Source organism: Salmonella sp. 32031103-2018-00083-FB-01-SM-01 (genome assembly GCF_017571995.1).
GTDB lineage: Bacteria > Pseudomonadota > Gammaproteobacteria > Enterobacterales > Enterobacteriaceae > Salmonella > Salmonella enterica.
In genome coordinates this window covers 105,455-120,921 of the sequence record NZ_JAGEQL010000008.1, presented here as the reverse complement: position 1 = coordinate 120,921, position 15,467 = coordinate 105,455, and the positions used below count along the sequence as shown (strand labels likewise).

15 protein-coding genes are annotated in these 15,467 nt (G+C 54.8%); 13 read left to right on the top strand and 2 right to left on the bottom strand.

Features of this window, described 5'->3' with window-relative positions; all coding sequences use genetic code 11:
* Positions 1-70 precede the first annotated feature (70 nt).
* From priA to rraA, 7 genes are all read left to right on the top strand, one after another.
* The gene (priA, locus tag J4614_RS20165) at positions 71-2,269 is read left to right on the top strand and encodes a primosomal protein N' (RefSeq protein ID WP_208293298.1); all 2,199 of its coding nucleotides are present in this window, start codon (positions 71-73) and stop codon (positions 2,267-2,269) included.
* A 154-nt stretch (positions 2,270-2,423) separates the two neighbouring features.
* Positions 2,424-3,449: a DNA-binding transcriptional regulator CytR gene (cytR, locus tag J4614_RS20160; protein WP_000841337.1), complete on the top strand. Its 1,026-nt coding sequence runs from the start codon at positions 2,424-2,426 to the stop codon at positions 3,447-3,449.
* 93 nt (positions 3,450-3,542) lie between these two features.
* On the top strand, positions 3,543-4,535 hold the full coding sequence (gene ftsN / locus J4614_RS20155; protein WP_000068798.1) for a cell division protein FtsN: 993 nt from the start codon (positions 3,543-3,545) through the stop codon (positions 4,533-4,535).
* Between the two features lie 91 nt (positions 4,536-4,626).
* Complete coding sequence (hslV, locus tag J4614_RS20150) at positions 4,627-5,157, top strand: ATP-dependent protease subunit HslV (RefSeq protein ID WP_000208240.1); 531 nt, start codon at positions 4,627-4,629, stop codon at positions 5,155-5,157.
* Between the two features lie 9 nt (positions 5,158-5,166).
* The gene (gene hslU / locus J4614_RS20145) at positions 5,167-6,498 is read left to right on the top strand and encodes an HslU--HslV peptidase ATPase subunit (protein WP_001293360.1); all 1,332 of its coding nucleotides are present in this window, start codon (positions 5,167-5,169) and stop codon (positions 6,496-6,498) included.
* Positions 6,499-6,564: 66 nt separating this feature from the next.
* Positions 6,565-7,494: a 1,4-dihydroxy-2-naphthoate polyprenyltransferase gene (gene menA / locus J4614_RS20140; RefSeq protein WP_000139639.1), complete on the top strand. Its 930-nt coding sequence runs from the start codon at positions 6,565-6,567 to the stop codon at positions 7,492-7,494.
* Between the two features lie 92 nt (positions 7,495-7,586).
* Positions 7,587-8,072 carry a ribonuclease E activity regulator RraA gene (rraA, locus tag J4614_RS20135; RefSeq protein ID WP_000872918.1) on the top strand — a complete coding sequence of 162 codons (486 nt, stop codon included), beginning with the start codon at positions 7,587-7,589 and terminating at the stop codon, positions 8,070-8,072.
* Positions 8,073-8,293: 221 nt separating this feature from the next.
* Here rraA and zapB read toward each other — a convergent pair whose 3' ends face one another.
* On the bottom strand, positions 8,294-8,533 hold the full coding sequence (zapB, locus tag J4614_RS20130; protein WP_000051370.1) for a septal ring assembly protein ZapB: 240 nt from the start codon (positions 8,531-8,533) through the stop codon (positions 8,294-8,296).
* Positions 8,534-8,931: 398 nt separating this feature from the next.
* Between zapB and J4614_RS20125 the strand changes: the two genes are divergently transcribed.
* The 4 genes from J4614_RS20125 (at position 8,932) to fpr (ending at position 13,271) form a co-directional block, all read left to right on the top strand.
* Positions 8,932-9,777, top strand: coding sequence for an MIP/aquaporin family protein (locus J4614_RS20125; protein WP_000084285.1), 846 nt, complete (start codon positions 8,932-8,934; stop codon positions 9,775-9,777).
* A 20-nt stretch (positions 9,778-9,797) separates the two neighbouring features.
* Positions 9,798-11,306, top strand: a complete 1,509-nt coding sequence (gene glpK, locus J4614_RS20120; protein WP_001523753.1) for a glycerol kinase GlpK — start codon at positions 9,798-9,800, stop codon at positions 11,304-11,306.
* Between the two features lie 111 nt (positions 11,307-11,417).
* Positions 11,418-12,428, top strand: a complete 1,011-nt coding sequence (glpX, locus tag J4614_RS20115; protein WP_001250624.1) for a class II fructose-bisphosphatase — start codon at positions 11,418-11,420, stop codon at positions 12,426-12,428.
* A gap of 96 nt (positions 12,429-12,524) precedes the next feature.
* The gene (fpr, locus tag J4614_RS20110) at positions 12,525-13,271 is read left to right on the top strand and encodes a ferredoxin--NADP(+) reductase (RefSeq protein ID WP_208293297.1); all 747 of its coding nucleotides are present in this window, start codon (positions 12,525-12,527) and stop codon (positions 13,269-13,271) included.
* A 106-nt stretch (positions 13,272-13,377) separates the two neighbouring features.
* Here the strand turns inward: fpr and J4614_RS20105 are convergent, their stop codons facing one another.
* Positions 13,378-13,806, bottom strand: a complete 429-nt coding sequence (locus J4614_RS20105; RefSeq protein ID WP_000155237.1) for a DUF805 domain-containing protein — start codon at positions 13,804-13,806, stop codon at positions 13,378-13,380.
* 100 nt (positions 13,807-13,906) lie between these two features.
* On the opposite strand from J4614_RS20105, the gene J4614_RS20100 reads away from it, so the two are divergent.
* Together J4614_RS20100 and tpiA are read left to right on the top strand one after the other, a co-directional pair.
* Positions 13,907-14,503: a YiiQ family protein gene (locus tag J4614_RS20100; protein WP_000802241.1), complete on the top strand. Its 597-nt coding sequence runs from the start codon at positions 13,907-13,909 to the stop codon at positions 14,501-14,503.
* Positions 14,504-14,615: 112 nt separating this feature from the next.
* On the top strand, positions 14,616-15,383 hold the full coding sequence (gene tpiA / locus J4614_RS20095; RefSeq protein WP_017441865.1) for a triose-phosphate isomerase: 768 nt from the start codon (positions 14,616-14,618) through the stop codon (positions 15,381-15,383).
* Positions 15,384-15,467: the final 84 nt, after the last annotated feature.

The window sequence follows — 15,467 nt, the reverse complement described above, 5'->3', positions numbered from 1 at the left end:
GCAAACTGATCCGCGCTCCCTTATCGTAATGTGTATACTACCCGACGAAATTTCAAGTCAGGAAGATGCTATGTCCGTCGCGCACGTTGCCTTGCCCGTTCCGCTTCCCCGAACCTTTGATTACCTGCTGCCGGAAGGCGGGGTCGCCAAAGCCGGGTGCCGCGTGCGCGTGCCGTTCGGCAAGCAGCAAGAGCGCGTGGGCATTGTCGTCTCGGTTAGCGACCACAGCGAATTGCCGCTCAATGAATTAAAATCGGTCATTGAAATCCTGGATAACGAGCCAATCTTTTCTCCCTCCATCTGGCGCTTACTCCTCTGGGCGGCGGATTACTACCACCATCCCCTCGGCGACGTTCTGTTTCACGCTCTGCCGGTTTTATTGCGTCAGGGAAAACCAGCCAGCAACGCGCCCCTATGGTATTGGTTCGCCACCGAAGAGGGGCAAGCCGTCGACATCAACAGCCTGAAACGCTCCGCCAAACAACAACAGGCGTTGGCGGCGCTGCGGCAAGGAAAGATCTGGCGCTATCAGGTAGCCGAGCTTGATTTTGCTGACGCCACGCTGCAAACGCTGCGGCGTAAGGGGCTTTGTGAGCTTGCCAGTGAAACGCCCGCGTTTACCGACTGGCGGGAGCATTATGCCGTCGCAGGAGAGCGCCTGCGGCTAAATACCGAACAGGCGACAGCGGTCGGCGCGATTCACAGCGCGTCGGACGGTTTCTCCGCCTGGTTGCTGGCAGGCGTAACCGGTTCCGGCAAGACCGAAGTGTATCTGAGCGTGCTGGAAAACGTCCTCGCCCAGGGCAAACAGGCGCTGGTGATGGTGCCGGAAATCGGCCTGACGCCGCAAACGATCGCCCGTTTTCGCGAACGTTTTAACGCGCCGGTGGAAGTGCTGCATTCCGGGCTAAACGACAGCGAGCGTCTTTCGGCATGGCTGAAAGCGAAAAACGGCGAAGCGGCGATTGTCATCGGCACGCGTTCCTCGCTGTTTACGCCGTTTAAAAATCTTGGCGTGATTGTCATCGACGAAGAGCACGACAGTTCTTATAAACAGCAGGAAGGGTGGCGCTACCATGCCCGCGATTTGGCAGTGTATCGCGCCCATAGCGAGCAAATCCCGATTATTCTCGGCTCCGCCACCCCAGCCCTGGAAACGCTATGCAACGTGCGGCAGAAAAAATACCGGATGCTGCGTCTGACGCGGCGCGCAGGCAACGCCCGCCCAGCCCTGCAGCATGTGCTGGATTTAAAAGGCCAGCGTCTTCAGGCGGGACTGGCGCCCGCCCTTATCGCCCGTATGCGCCAACATCTCCAGGCCGACAATCAGGTAATTTTATTTCTTAACCGCCGGGGATTCGCGCCCGCGCTGCTTTGCCACGACTGCGGCTGGATTGCGGAGTGCCCGCGTTGCGATCACTACTACACGCTGCACCAGGCGCAGCATCATTTACGCTGTCATCACTGCGACAGCCAGCGTCCGGTACCGCGTCAGTGCCCCTCCTGCGGCTCCACACATATGCTACCGGTTGGGTTAGGGACCGAACAGCTGGAGCAGGTGCTGGCGCCCTTCTTCCCCGGCGTGCCGATCTCACGAATCGACCGTGATACCACCAGTCGTAAAGGCGCGCTGGAGCAGCATCTGGCGGAAGTTCACCGCGGCGGAGCGCGCATTCTGATAGGCACACAAATGCTGGCGAAAGGCCATCACTTTCCGGACGTCACGCTGGTGGCGTTGCTGGACGTCGATGGCGCGCTTTTTTCCGCAGATTTTCGTTCGGCGGAACGCTTCGCCCAGCTCTACACTCAGGTTTCCGGCCGCGCCGGGCGCGCGGGTAAACAGGGCGAAGTGGTGCTCCAAACGCACCATCCTGAGCATCCCCTGCTGCAAACGTTACTGTATAAAGGCTATGATGCGTTTGCGGAGCAGGCGCTGGCGGAACGGCAAACGCTCCAGCTTCCGCCGTGGACCAGCCACGTCATTATTCGCGCAGAGGATCACAACAATCAGCAGGCGCCCGTCTTTCTCCAGCAGTTGCGTAATCTGATTCAGGCCAGCCCGCTATCAGACGATAAGCTGTGGATCTTAGGTCCGGTTCCGGCCCTCGCGCCAAAACGCGGCGGCCGCTATCGCTGGCAAATTTTACTTCAGCATCCTTCACGGATTCGCCTGCAACACATCATCAGCGGCACGCTGGCGTTGATCAATACGCTCCCTGAAGCGCGGAAAGTTAAATGGGTTCTGGACGTCGATCCGATTGAAGGATAGTCCTCACGATGCGAGGCGGATCGTAAAATTAAAGATCCATCACACTTTTTATGAAAATTCTGTAACCGCTTCCACGCACTATCTGATAAAAATGTTTTCGATGAGTGTTACCAGGGATAGATCTGCGCCAGCAGTTCCCAGGCGAGGAGAAAGAGTGAAATCGAACAAGCAGGTTACTGCCGCTACGATGAAGGATGTTGCGTTGAAGGCGAAAGTCTCTACGGCAACCGTATCCCGCGCGTTAATGAACCCCGATAAAGTCTCCCAGTCGACCCGTAGCCGGGTTGAACAGGCCGCGCTTGAAGTGGGTTATTTCCCGCAGTCGATGGGGCGAAATGTAAAACGCAATGAATCCCGTACGATTTTGGTGATTGTCCCGGATATTTGCGATCCCTTCTTCAGTGAAATTATCCGCGGTATCGAAGTGACCGCGGCAGAACAGGGATATCTGGTGCTGATTGGCGATTGCGCCCATCAAAACCAGAAAGAAAAAACCTTTCTTAATCTCATCATCACCAAACAGATCGACGGCATGGTACTTCTCAGTTCCCGACTGCCCTTTGACGCCAGCGTTGAGGAGCAGCGCAATTTGCCTCCGATGGTGATGTCGAATGAGTTTGCGCCGGAGCTTGAACTGCCGACGGTACATATCGATAACCTGACCGCCGCGTTCAATGCCATGAACTACCTGTTGGATTTGGGCCACAAGCGGATTGGTTGTATTGCGGGGCCGGAAGACATGCCGCTCTGTCACTATCGCTTACAAGGTTACGTACAGGCATTAAGACGCAGTGGCATTGTGGTCGATCCGCATTACATCGCCCGTGGCGACTTTACCTTTGAAGCCGGGGCAAACGCATTAAAGCAGTTGCTTGAGCAACCGTTGCCGCCTACCGCCGTCTTTTGTCATAGCGACGTAATGGCGCTGGGCGCCCTCTCCTGGGCCAAGCGCCAGGGACTGAAAGTGCCTGACGATCTGTCGATTATCGGCTTTGACAATATCGCGCTGGCCGAGTTTTGCGACCCTCCGTTGACAACCGTGGCGCAGCCGCGTTTTGACATTGGTCGCGAGGCGATGCTGTTGTTGCTCGATCAGATGCAGGGGCAAAATGTGAGCAGCGGCTCGCGTTTAATGGATTGCGAGCTGATTATTCGCGGTTCTACGCGCGCTTTACCCTAAAGTAAATAGCTTTAAGACTCACCTGTCTGGTCAAAGGCCCGCCGCTTCAGTAACATGACGGGCTGACGAACGAATAAATACAGCGAAACGATAGTGGCACAACGAGATTATGTACGTCGCGGCCAACCGGCTCCTTCGCGGCGCAAAAAGAGCACCTCACGGAACTCACGGAAGAAGCAAAGCAACATGCCTGCCGTCTCGCCGGCAATGGTCGCGATTGCGGCAGCCGTCCTTGTGACCTTTATCGGCGGTCTGTACTTCATTACTCACCATAAGAAAGAAGAGTCCGAAACGCTACAAAACCAGAAAGTCACCGGCAATGGGCTTCCGCCAAAACCGGAAGAGCGCTGGCGTTACATCAAAGAGCTGGAAAGTCGCCAGCCGGGCGTGCGTACGCCAACGGAACCGTCCGCCGGCGGCGAAGTCATGAATCCGAATCAACTCACCAGCGAGCAGCGTCAACTTCTGGAACAGATGCAGGCGGATATGCGTCAGCAGCCGACGCAACTTAACGAAGTCCCGTGGAACGAGCAGACGCCAGAACAACGCCAACAAACGCTACAGCGCCAGCGTCAGGCGCAGCAGCAGCAGCAGCAGCAGCAGCAGCAGTGGGCTCAAACGCAGCCTGTTCAGCAACCACGCACGCAGCCGCGGGTAAACGAGCAGCCGCAAACGCGCACGGTACAATCCGCCCCGGCGCAACCTGCGCGCCAAAGTCAGCCGCCGAAGCAGACGGCTTCGCAGCAACCTTATCAGGATTTGCTGCAAACGCCGGCGCATACCAGCGCGGCAGCGCCGAAAGCCGCGCCAATTACACGCGCGCCTGAAGCGCCGAAGGCGACAGCAGAGAAAAAAGATGAGCGTCGCTGGATGGTGCAATGTGGTTCATTCAAAGGCGCCGAGCAGGCAGAAAGCGTCCGCGCTCAGCTGGCGTTTGAAGGCTTTGACTCCAAAATTACCACCAATAACGGCTGGAATCGCGTGGTTATCGGGCCGGTGAAAGGTAAAGAAAATGCCGACAGCACCATTAACCGTCTGAAGATGGCGGGCCATACAAACTGCATTCGACTCGCCACCGGGGGTTGAAACCCTCAAAATCTCCCCCATCTATACTTGCATTATGCCCCGTACGCCGTACGGGGCCGCAATTCAGCATTAGTAACCAAGGGGTCTGCTCGTGACAACAATAGTAAGCGTACGCCGTAACGGCCACGTGGTAATCGCCGGTGATGGTCAGGCCACACTGGGTAACACAGTAATGAAAGGCAACGTGAAGAAAGTCCGCCGCCTCTACAACGACAAGGTCATTGCGGGCTTTGCGGGCGGTACTGCGGATGCATTCACGCTGTTCGAGCTGTTTGAACGTAAACTGGAAATGCATCAGGGGCACCTGGTCAAAGCCGCCGTTGAACTGGCGAAAGACTGGCGTACCGACCGTATGCTACGCAAACTGGAAGCGTTGCTGGCCGTCGCGGATGAAACCGCCTCGCTCATCATCACGGGTAACGGCGATGTCGTGCAACCTGAAAACGATTTAATTGCTATCGGCTCCGGCGGTCCTTATGCCCAGGCTGCCGCTCGCGCTCTGTTGGAAAATACCGAGCTCGGCGCGCGCGAAATTGCTGAAAAGGCGTTGGATATTGCAGGCGATATCTGCATTTACACCAACCATTTCCACACCATTGAAGAATTGACCGCCAAAGCGTAAGGACCTCTCATGTCTGAAATGACCCCACGCGAAATTGTCAGCGAACTGAACAAACACATTATCGGCCAGGATAACGCAAAGCGTTCCGTGGCGATTGCATTGCGTAACCGCTGGCGTCGTATGCAGCTTGATGAAGAGCTGCGCCACGAAGTAACGCCGAAAAATATTCTGATGATTGGCCCGACCGGCGTCGGTAAAACCGAAATCGCCCGTCGTCTGGCAAAACTCGCCAACGCGCCGTTCATTAAAGTCGAAGCCACCAAATTCACCGAAGTGGGCTACGTCGGGAAAGAAGTGGACTCTATCATCCGCGATCTGACCGATGCCGCTGTGAAAATGGTTCGCGTACAGGCTATCGAGAAAAACCGCTATCGTGCGGAGGAGTTGGCGGAAGAGCGTATTCTCGACGTACTGATCCCACCCGCAAAAAATAACTGGGGCCAGGCCGAACAGCAGCAGGAGCCTTCTGCCGCCCGTCAAACGTTCCGCAAAAAACTGCGCGAAGGCCAGCTCGACGATAAAGAGATCGAGATTAACCTCGCCGCCGCGCCGATGGGCGTAGAGATTATGGCGCCTCCGGGCATGGAAGAGATGACCAGCCAGTTGCAGTCTATGTTCCAGAACCTGGGCGGTCAGAAACAGAAACCGCGTAAGCTGAAAATTAAAGACGCGATGAAACTGTTGGTTGAAGAAGAAGCTGCTAAGCTGGTCAACCCGGAAGAGCTGAAACAGGACGCTATCGACGCGGTTGAACAGCACGGCATCGTGTTTATCGATGAAATTGACAAAATTTGTAAGCGTGGCGAAACCTCCGGCCCGGATGTTTCACGCGAAGGCGTACAGCGCGACTTACTGCCGCTGGTAGAAGGCTGCACGGTTTCGACCAAACACGGCATGGTCAAAACGGATCATATTCTGTTTATCGCCTCTGGCGCGTTCCAGGTGGCGAAGCCGTCTGATCTGATCCCGGAACTGCAGGGCCGTCTGCCGATTCGCGTTGAACTTCAGGCGCTGACCACCAGCGATTTCGAACGCATTTTGACCGAGCCAAACGCCTCCGTCACCGTGCAGTATAAAGCGCTGATGGCAACTGAAGGCGTCAATATCGAGTTCACCGATTCCGGTATTAAACGTATTGCCGAAGCCGCCTGGCAGGTTAACGAAACCACCGAAAACATCGGCGCGCGCCGTCTGCATACCGTACTGGAGCGTCTGATGGAAGAAATTTCCTATAACGCCAGCGATCTGCACGGCCAAAACATCACAATTGATGCGGAATATGTGAGCAAACATCTGGATGCGCTGGTCGCAGATGAAGATCTAAGCCGTTTTATCTTATAATCGCGTCCAATGCATTTTCATCACTGTTGATGGGGCTGAAAAGCCCCATTTTTATTGGCGCTAAATATGACTGAACAACAACAAATTAGCCGCACCCAGGCCTGGCTGGAAAGCTTACGACCCAAAACCTTACCCCTCGCCTTCGCAGCGATTATCGTCGGTACGGCCCTGGCATGGTGGCAAGGCTATTTCGATCCTCTGGTCGCACTGCTGGCCCTTATCACCGCCGGGCTGCTGCAAATTTTATCCAACCTCGCCAACGATTACGGCGACGCTGTCAAAGGCAGTGATAAACCGGATCGCATCGGGCCGCTGCGGGGAATGCAAAAAGGCGTCATCACCCGGCAGGAGATGAAGCGGGCGTTAATCATTACCGTCGTGCTGATCTGTATCTCCGGACTGGCGCTGGTGGCGGTCGCGTGCCATACGTTAACCGATTTTGTCGGCTTCCTGATTTTGGGCGGGCTGTCGATTATCGCCGCCATCACCTACACCGTGGGTAATCGGCCCTACGGTTATATCGGGCTGGGTGATATCTCTGTCCTGGTATTCTTTGGCTGGCTAAGTGTCATGGGGAGCTGGTACCTCCAGGCGCATACGTTGATTCCGGCGCTAATTCTCCCGGCCACCGCCTGCGGTTTACTGGCGACGGCGGTGCTGAATATTAATAACCTGCGCGATATTAATAGCGACAGAGAGAACGGCAAAAACACCCTTGTGGTACGACTCGGCGATGTCAACGCGCGTCGTTATCACGCCTGCCTGTTGCTAGGCGCGCTGCTCTGTCTGGCGCTGTTTAATCTGCTCTCGCTACACAGTCCGTGGGGATGGTTGTTTATTCTGGCCGCGCCATTGCTCATTAAACAAGCGCGCTACGTAATGCGCGAAAGGGAGCCTGCGGCAATGCGCCCAATGCTTGAACGTACCGTTAAAGGCGCGTTGTTAACCAACCTGTTATTTGTGATTGGGATACTCTTAAGTCAGTGGGCCGTTTAACTGACAAATATCAATTAACAATTGATGATTTTGCCAACAGTATACTTAGCGCGATATACTAAAAATTCTCGCAGCAACTGAACGTTAAGCCTATGAAATACGATACTTCCGAGCTTTGTGACATCTATCAGGAAGATGTCAACGTCGTGGAACCGCTGTTCTCCAATTTTGGAGGACGGTCGTCGTTTGGCGGACAAATCATCACGGTAAAATGTTTCGAGGACAACGGGTTGCTGTACGATCTGCTCGAACAAAATGGCCGTGGTCGGGTTCTGCTGGTCGATGGCGGCGGTTCTGTCCGTCGTGCATTAGTCGATGCGGAGCTGGCGCGTCTGGCTACGCAAAATGAATGGGAAGGGCTGGTTATCTATGGCGCGGTGCGTCAGGTGGACGATCTGGAAGAGCTGGATATCGGCATTCAGGCGATCGCCGCCATTCCGGTTGGCGCCGCAGGTGAAGGCATTGGGGAAAGCGATGTGCGCGTCAATTTCGGCGGCGTGACGTTCTTCTCCGGCGATCATCTCTATGCCGACAACACCGGGATTATCCTTTCCGAAGACCCGCTTGATATCGAGTGATCAAAAAAGGCGCCGTAAGGCGCCTTTTTTATGCGTTGTCGCTGATTGCCGGATGGCAGCTTACGCCTTATCCGACCCACCGGTATCCGCATTCTAAATCCTCTATAGATTTCGCGTCAGGGCAAGGCGGCAAGTAAGTGAATCCCCAGGAGCATAGGCCACTATGTGACTGGGGTGAACGCACGCAGCCAACGCCGCCATAACGTGAAATATGACGAGGATTAGACTTCTTCCATACGACCAAGCAGCGCCTGCAAACGTTCCTGCCAGCCGCTCTGCTGTTCCTTCAGAGAATTATTTTCACGCTCGAGTTCTTCACGCTGATGCTGTGCAGACTGCACTTCCTGCGTCAGGCTGTTGTTCTTTTCTTTCAGCTCTTCAATTTCCATCTGTAACAGGGTGATGGTGTCAATCGCCTGCTGTACTTTTGCTTCCAGTTTCTCAAACACTTCTAAAGACATGATCTTACCTCTCCTGAATTGCAAGGCGACGCTTCACGTAAACGCGCACAATATATAGTGTCGATTGTATGAAGCCCCGCTCTCGCTGTCCAGCGACATACCGCGTAGATCGCGGTTTGCAGCAATTTTCATCCATCTCCTGGTAACATTCATTCAATAACTTAAAAGTGTTAACATATTGGTTAATGAAATGATTCAATTCACTCTCTTCTGCTGTCTCAAAATGCGCCTCATGGCGCGATAACGCTCATTTTATTGACGCAGTACACACATTTTGATTTCGATATTTCTCGTTTTTGCTCGTTAACGATAAATTAACAGTGTGCCTACAGGGCATCGTGGATGTCCATGACCTCCTCGCATATCAATAATCATTACATACTCTTCAGGATCCGATTATGAGTCAAACATCAACCTTAAAAGGCCAGTGCATTGCTGAATTCCTCGGTACCGGGTTGTTGATTTTTTTCGGTGTGGGTTGTGTCGCTGCGCTTAAAGTTGCCGGAGCTACTTTTGGACAGTGGGAAATCAGCGTCATCTGGGGTCTGGGGGTGGCGATGGCTATCTACCTGACGGCAGGTGTTTCTGGCGCACACCTGAACCCGGCAGTGACCATCGCACTCTGGCTATTTGCCTGTTTCGACAAACGTAAAGTTGTTCCTTTTATTATTTCTCAAGTTGCCGGCGCCTTTTGCGCAGCGGCGTTAGTTTACGGGCTTTATTACAATCTTTTTGTGGACTTCGAACAAACCCACCATATCGTCCGTGGCAGCGTTGAAAGTCTCGATCTCGCAGGCATTTTCTCAACTTACCCGAATCCTCATATCAATTTTGTGCAGGCCTTCGCGGTTGAAATGGTGATTACCGCTATTCTGATGGGGCTGATTCTGGCGCTGACCGACGACGGCAACGGCGTACCTCGCGGTCCGCTTGCGCCACTGCTCATTGGTTTACTGATCGCCGTTATCGGTGCCTCTATGGGGCCGTTGACCGGATTTGCGATGAATCCGGCGCGTGACTTTGGCCCCAAAATGTTCGCCGGGCTTGCCGGCTGGGGTGAAATTGCATTTACCGGCGGTAGAGACATTCCTTACTTCCTGGTGCCGCTGTTTGGCCCCATCGTCGGCGCCATTCTGGGCGCGTTTGCTTATCGCAAATTTATTGGCCGTCATTTGCCGTGCGATACCTGCGTCGTGGAAGAGAAGGACTCCACCGCGACCACACAACAAAATGCTTCGCTGTAATCTGATTACGGGACAAAATTATGACTGAAAAAAAATATATCGTTGCGCTCGACCAGGGCACCACCAGCTCCCGCGCGGTCGTTATGGATCATGACGCGAATATCGTCAGCGTATCACAGCGCGAATTTGAGCAAATTTATCCTAAGCCAGGCTGGGTAGAACACGACCCGATGGAAATTTGGGCGTCCCAAAGCTCAACGCTGGTAGAAGTGCTGGCCAAGGCCGATATCAGTTCCGATCAGATTGCCGCTATCGGTATCACCAACCAACGTGAAACCGCGATCGTCTGGGAACGTGAAACCGGCAAACCGATATACAACGCTATTGTCTGGCAGTGCCGTCGTACCGCCGATATTTGCGAACAGCTTAAACGCGACGGCATGGAAGATTACATCCGCGACAATACCGGTCTGGTCGTCGACCCGTACTTCTCTGGCACTAAAGTGAAATGGATCCTTGACCATGTGGAAGGTTCGCGCGAACGCGCGAAGCGTGGCGAGCTGCTGTTCGGTACGGTGGATACCTGGCTTATCTGGAAGATGACGCAGGGCCGCGTCCACGTTACGGATTACACCAACGCCTCACGAACCATGCTGTTCAACATCCATGATTTGGACTGGGACGATAAGATGCTGGACGTGCTGGATATCCCACGCGCGATGCTGCCCCAGGTACGTAAGTCCTCCGAAGTCTACGGCCAGACCAATATTGGCGGTAAAGGCGGTACACGTATTCCTATCGCCGGGATTGCCGGGGATCAGCAGGCCGCGCTATTCGGCCAACTGTGCGTAAAGGAAGGAATGGCAAAGAACACCTACGGCACCGGCTGCTTTATGCTGATGAACACCGGCGAGAAAGCGGTAAAATCGGAAAACGGCCTGCTGACCACCATCGCCTGCGGCCCAAGCGGCGAAGTCAACTATGCGCTGGAAGGCGCGGTGTTTATGGCGGGAGCGTCCATTCAATGGCTGCGTGATGAAATGAAGCTCATCAGCGACGCGTTCGACTCCGAATATTTCGCCACGAAAGTGAAAGATACCAACGGCGTCTACGTGGTTCCGGCCTTCACCGGTCTGGGCGCGCCGTACTGGGACCCGTATGCCCGCGGCGCCATTTTTGGCCTGACTCGCGGCGTGAACTCTAATCACATTATCCGCGCGACGCTCGAATCTATCGCTTACCAGACCCGCGACGTACTGGAAGCGATGCAGGCCGACTCCGGTATCCGCCTGCATGCTTTGCGTGTGGACGGCGGCGCAGTGGCCAACAACTTCCTGATGCAGTTCCAGTCAGATATTCTCGGCACGCGGGTGGAACGCCCGGAAGTGCGCGAAGTGACCGCGCTGGGCGCCGCCTATCTGGCTGGTCTGGCCGTCGGTTACTGGCAGAACCTGGACGAGTTGCAGGAAAAAGCCGTCATTGAACGAGAATTCCGCCCCGGCATTGAAACCACCGAGCGTAACTACCGTTACAGCGGCTGGAAGAAAGCAGTTAAACGCGCAATGGCGTGGGAAGAGCACGACAAGTAAGGTCGCCATCCGGCAAAATCTTTGTGCGGGGGCAACTCCGCACACACATCAATTATTCCCTCCTTCCCCTGTGCTACACTGCGCGCCACTCCTTTTTGCTACGAGTTTTTTATGAGACGAGAACTTGCCATCGAATTTTCCCGTGTAACCGAAGCGGCGGCGCTGGCTGGCTACAAATGGCTGGGACGCGGCGATAAAAATACCGCGGACGGCGCGGCGGTCAACGCCATGCGTATCATGCTCAACCAGGTCAACATTGACGGCACCATCGTGATTGGCGAAGGCGAAATCGACGAGGCCCCGATGCTCTATATCGGCGAGAAAGTCGGTACCGGCCACGGCGATGCGGTAGATATCGCCGTCGATCCGATTGAGGGCACGCGCATGACGGCGATGGGTCAGGCGAACGCGCTGGCGGTGCTGGCGGTCGGCGATAAAGGCTGCTTCCTGAACGCGCCCGATATGTATATGGAAAAACTGATTGTCGGTCCGGGCGCCAAAGGGGCGATCGATCTCAATCTGCCGCTGGCGGATAACCTGCGCAACATCGCGGATGCGCTGGGTAAACCGCTTGGCGATCTGACCGTGACCATTCTGGCAAAACCGCGTCATGACGAGGTCATCGCAGAGATGGCCAAACTGGGCGTACGCGTGTTTGCCATTCCTGACGGCGACGTCGCGGCCTCAATTCTGACCTGTATGCCGGATAGCGAAGTCGACGTGCTGTACGGGATTGGCGGCGCACCAGAAGGCGTGGTATCCGCAGCGGTGATCCGCGCGCTGGACGGCGATATGCAGGGGCGTCTGCTGGCGCGCCATGACGTGAAAGGCGACAGCGAAGAAAACCGCCGCATTGGCGAACAGGAACTGGCGCGCTGCAAAGCAATGGGCATTGAAGCGGGCAAGGCGTTATGCCTGGGCGACATGGCGCGTAGCGATAACGTTATTTTCTCCGCGACCGGCATCACGAAAGGCGATCTGCTGGAAGGAATTAGCCGGAAAGGCCATATTGCCACGACGGAAACACTGCTGATCCGCGGCAAATCACGCACCATCCGCCGCATTCAGTCGATCCACTATCTTGATCGTAAAGATCCGGATGTACAGGCACATATCCTCTAGCGCATTTGTTAGTTAGAGCCTTCCAGCCTCGCGGGGCTGGAAATCTTTCTCCTGACGAACGAAGATAAGGTTAGCGATTCAGAACAGGAGAAAACCATGGCCGATTGGGTAACAGGTAAAGTCACTAAGGTGCAAAACTGGACTAACGCACTGTTCAGCCTGACCGTTCACGCCCCCATTAATCCTTTTACTGCAGGCCAATTTACCAAACTCGGACTGGAGATCGATGGCGAGCGCGTTCAGCGCGCGTATTCCTATGTGAATGCGCCTGACAATCCGAATTTAGAGTTTTATCTGGTGACGGTTCCGCAAGGAAAGCTCAGCCCACGGCTGGCGGCGCTAAAACCTGGCGATGAGGTACAAGTGGTCAGCGACGCGTCGGGTTTCTTTGTACTGGATGAAGTGCCTGACTGCGAGACGCTATGGATGCTGGCGACCGGAACCGCTATTGGCCCGTATTTGTCTATTCTGCAATATGGCCAGGATGTCGCGCGCTTTAAAAATCTGGTCTTAGTCCACGCCGCACGCTTCGCCGCCGATTTAAGCTATCTGCCGCTAATGCTGGAATTGCAACAGCGTTATGAAGGCAAGCTGCGCATCCAAACGGTGGTCAGCCGGGAGAGCGTGCCAGGCTCGCTTACCGGACGCGTGCCAGCGCTCATTGAAAACGGCGAGCTGGAAAAAGCCGTTGGGTTGCCGATGGATAAAGAGAGCAGCCACGTCATGCTGTGCGGTAACCCGCAGATGGTGCGCGATACGCAGCAACTGCTGAAAGAGACCCGACAGATGACTAAACATCTGCGCCGCCGACCGGGGCAGATGACGGCTGAACATTACTGGTGATGTTTTACCGAATGGCGGCTAGGGCTTATCCGGCCTGCAAATCATCACCAATCTGTAGGCCCGGTAAGCGTCAGCGCCACCGGGCAAATTACGGTTTACCGCCCGTTTACGGTTCTGCTTTAAACTTCACGTCCTGTGTCGCTTTCCCAAACTTATTTTCCCCCTGAACACCGACAAACGCGCCCAGATCGATAAGCATCATCACCAGGATCAGCGTCGGAATAAATCGCCCGACGACCCACTGCCACATCCCCGGCAGCATCACCCAGTTTCCGGCCAGCAGCATCCACGCCAGAATCATTAGCAACGCCCACGCGCCGGATCGCCCCCGGTCATGCAGACGTTTGACCATGACGGCGGCGGTCGGCCACAGCAGGCACACCAGGCAAAATGCCGCCGTTTGGATATCAAGCAGATTTTTCCCCGCCAGCGAAAATAGCGCCAGCATCCCGGCAAACCAGAGGCCGATCCAAATCCAGAAATCACGGCGTCCGATACGCCCTTTAAATGAGAATAACCATTGCTGTATGGTCATGTAAGTTCCTTATATTTTGCCTTCCGCTACAGTTTACCCTTTTGACAAGCCCGACAGTTATCGTTTTAATCGTGAGCAGTCCTAACGAAAGGTAAGATTGATGAAGCCAGGATGTACTCTGTTTCTACTGTTGTTTTCTGCTCTCACCGCCAGCATAACGGCGCACGCGCAGCTCTCTTCATCGACCACGACAGCGCCCTATCTGCTGGCGGGCTCGCCAACCTTTGATCTTTCTATTAGCCAGTTTCGTGAGAACTTTAACCGCCAGAATCCCGATCTGCCGCTCAATGAATTTCGCGCCATTGAGAATAGCCGCGATAAGGCGAATCTGACCCGCGCCGCCAGTAAGATTAACGAAAATCTGTATGCCTCCACGGCGTTGGAGCGCGGTACGCTCAAAGTGAAAAGTATGCAGATTACCTGGCTGCCCATTCAGGGGCCGGAACAGAAAGCGGCGAAAGCGAAAGCGCTGGAATATATGGCCGCCATTATTCGTACTGTCGCCCCGTTGCTGACAAAAGAGCAAAGCCAGAAAAAACTGCAAAAGATGCTTATCGCCGGTAAAGGTAAACACTATTACGCCGAGACCGAAGGCGCGGTACGTTATGTTGTCGCAGATAACGGCGAAAAGGGGCTGACCTTCGCGGTTGAACCGATTAAGCTGGCGTTATCTGAAAATCTGGAAGGGGCGAATTGATGACAAAAAGCAAAGCCTTTCCGGGGATGAATCTCTATACTGTTTCACAGACCATGCTGCTCTGACGAGCGGCCATCTTCCTTAATTCGCTGACTAAGCGTGGAGAAATGAAATGCGACATCCTTTAGTGATGGGTAACTGGAAACTGAACGGCAGCCGCCACATGGTAAACGAACTGGTGGCTAACCTGCGTAAAGAACTGACGGGCGTAGCAGGCTGCGACGTGGCAATCGCTCCGCCGGAAATGTATATCGATCTGGCGAAACGCGCTGCTGCCGGCAGCCACATCATGCTGGGCGCGCAGAACGTTGATCTGAATCTGTCTGGCGCATTCACCGGTGAAACTTCGGCTGAAATGCTGAAGGATATCGGCGCGCAGTACATTATTATCGGCCACTCCGAGCGTCGTACTTATCACAAAGAATCTGACGAGCTGATCGCCAAAAAATTCGCCGTACTGAAAGAACAAGGTCTGACGCCGGTACTGTGCATCGGTGAAACCGAAGCGGAAAACGAAGCGGGCAAAACAGAAGAAGTGTGCGCACGCCAGATCGACGCGGTACTGAAAACGCAGGGCGCGGCAGCCTTTGAAGGCGCGGTTATCGCTTACGAACCCGTATGGGCGATCGGTACCGGCAAATCTGCAACTCCTGCGCAGGCGCAGGCAGTGCACAAATTCATCCGTGACCACATTGCTAAAGCTGACGCGAAAATCGCTGAACAGGTCATTATCCAGTACGGCGGTTCTGTTAATGCCTCCAACGCAGCCGAACTGTTCGCGCAGCCGGACATCGACGGCGCACTGGTTGGCGGTGCATCCCTGAAAGCTGACGCTTTCGCGGTGATCGTGAAAGCAGCAGAAGCTGCTAAAAAAGCGTAATTCGCTTTAGCGGGTCTTTCCCCGGTCGCGCTTCGCAACCGGGGTTATCGCCTGGTAGCCCGGACAGGAGCGTAGCACCGCCTC

What these genes read in the sequence shown, in the direction of transcription:
- hslU (WP_001293360.1), top strand. Translation starts at nt 5,167, where the DNA reads ATGTCTGAAATGACCCCACGCGAAATTGTCAGCGAACTGAACAAACAC.
- J4614_RS20105 (WP_000155237.1), bottom strand. Translation starts at nt 13,806, where the DNA reads ATGACCATACAGCAATGGTTATTCTCATTTAAAGGGCGTATCGGACGC.
- glpK (WP_001523753.1), top strand. Translation starts at nt 9,798, where the DNA reads ATGACTGAAAAAAAATATATCGTTGCGCTCGACCAGGGCACCACCAGC.
- fpr (WP_208293297.1), top strand. Translation starts at nt 12,525, where the DNA reads ATGGCCGATTGGGTAACAGGTAAAGTCACTAAGGTGCAAAACTGGACT.
- zapB (WP_000051370.1), bottom strand. Translation starts at nt 8,533, where the DNA reads ATGTCTTTAGAAGTGTTTGAGAAACTGGAAGCAAAAGTACAGCAGGCG.
- J4614_RS20100 (WP_000802241.1), top strand. Translation starts at nt 13,907, where the DNA reads ATGAAGCCAGGATGTACTCTGTTTCTACTGTTGTTTTCTGCTCTCACC.
- rraA (WP_000872918.1), top strand. Translation starts at nt 7,587, where the DNA reads ATGAAATACGATACTTCCGAGCTTTGTGACATCTATCAGGAAGATGTC.
- J4614_RS20125 (WP_000084285.1), top strand. Translation starts at nt 8,932, where the DNA reads ATGAGTCAAACATCAACCTTAAAAGGCCAGTGCATTGCTGAATTCCTC.
- glpX (WP_001250624.1), top strand. Translation starts at nt 11,418, where the DNA reads ATGAGACGAGAACTTGCCATCGAATTTTCCCGTGTAACCGAAGCGGCG.
- tpiA (WP_017441865.1), top strand. Translation starts at nt 14,616, where the DNA reads ATGCGACATCCTTTAGTGATGGGTAACTGGAAACTGAACGGCAGCCGC.
- menA (WP_000139639.1), top strand. Translation starts at nt 6,565, where the DNA reads ATGACTGAACAACAACAAATTAGCCGCACCCAGGCCTGGCTGGAAAGC.
- priA (WP_208293298.1), top strand. Translation starts at nt 71, where the DNA reads ATGTCCGTCGCGCACGTTGCCTTGCCCGTTCCGCTTCCCCGAACCTTT.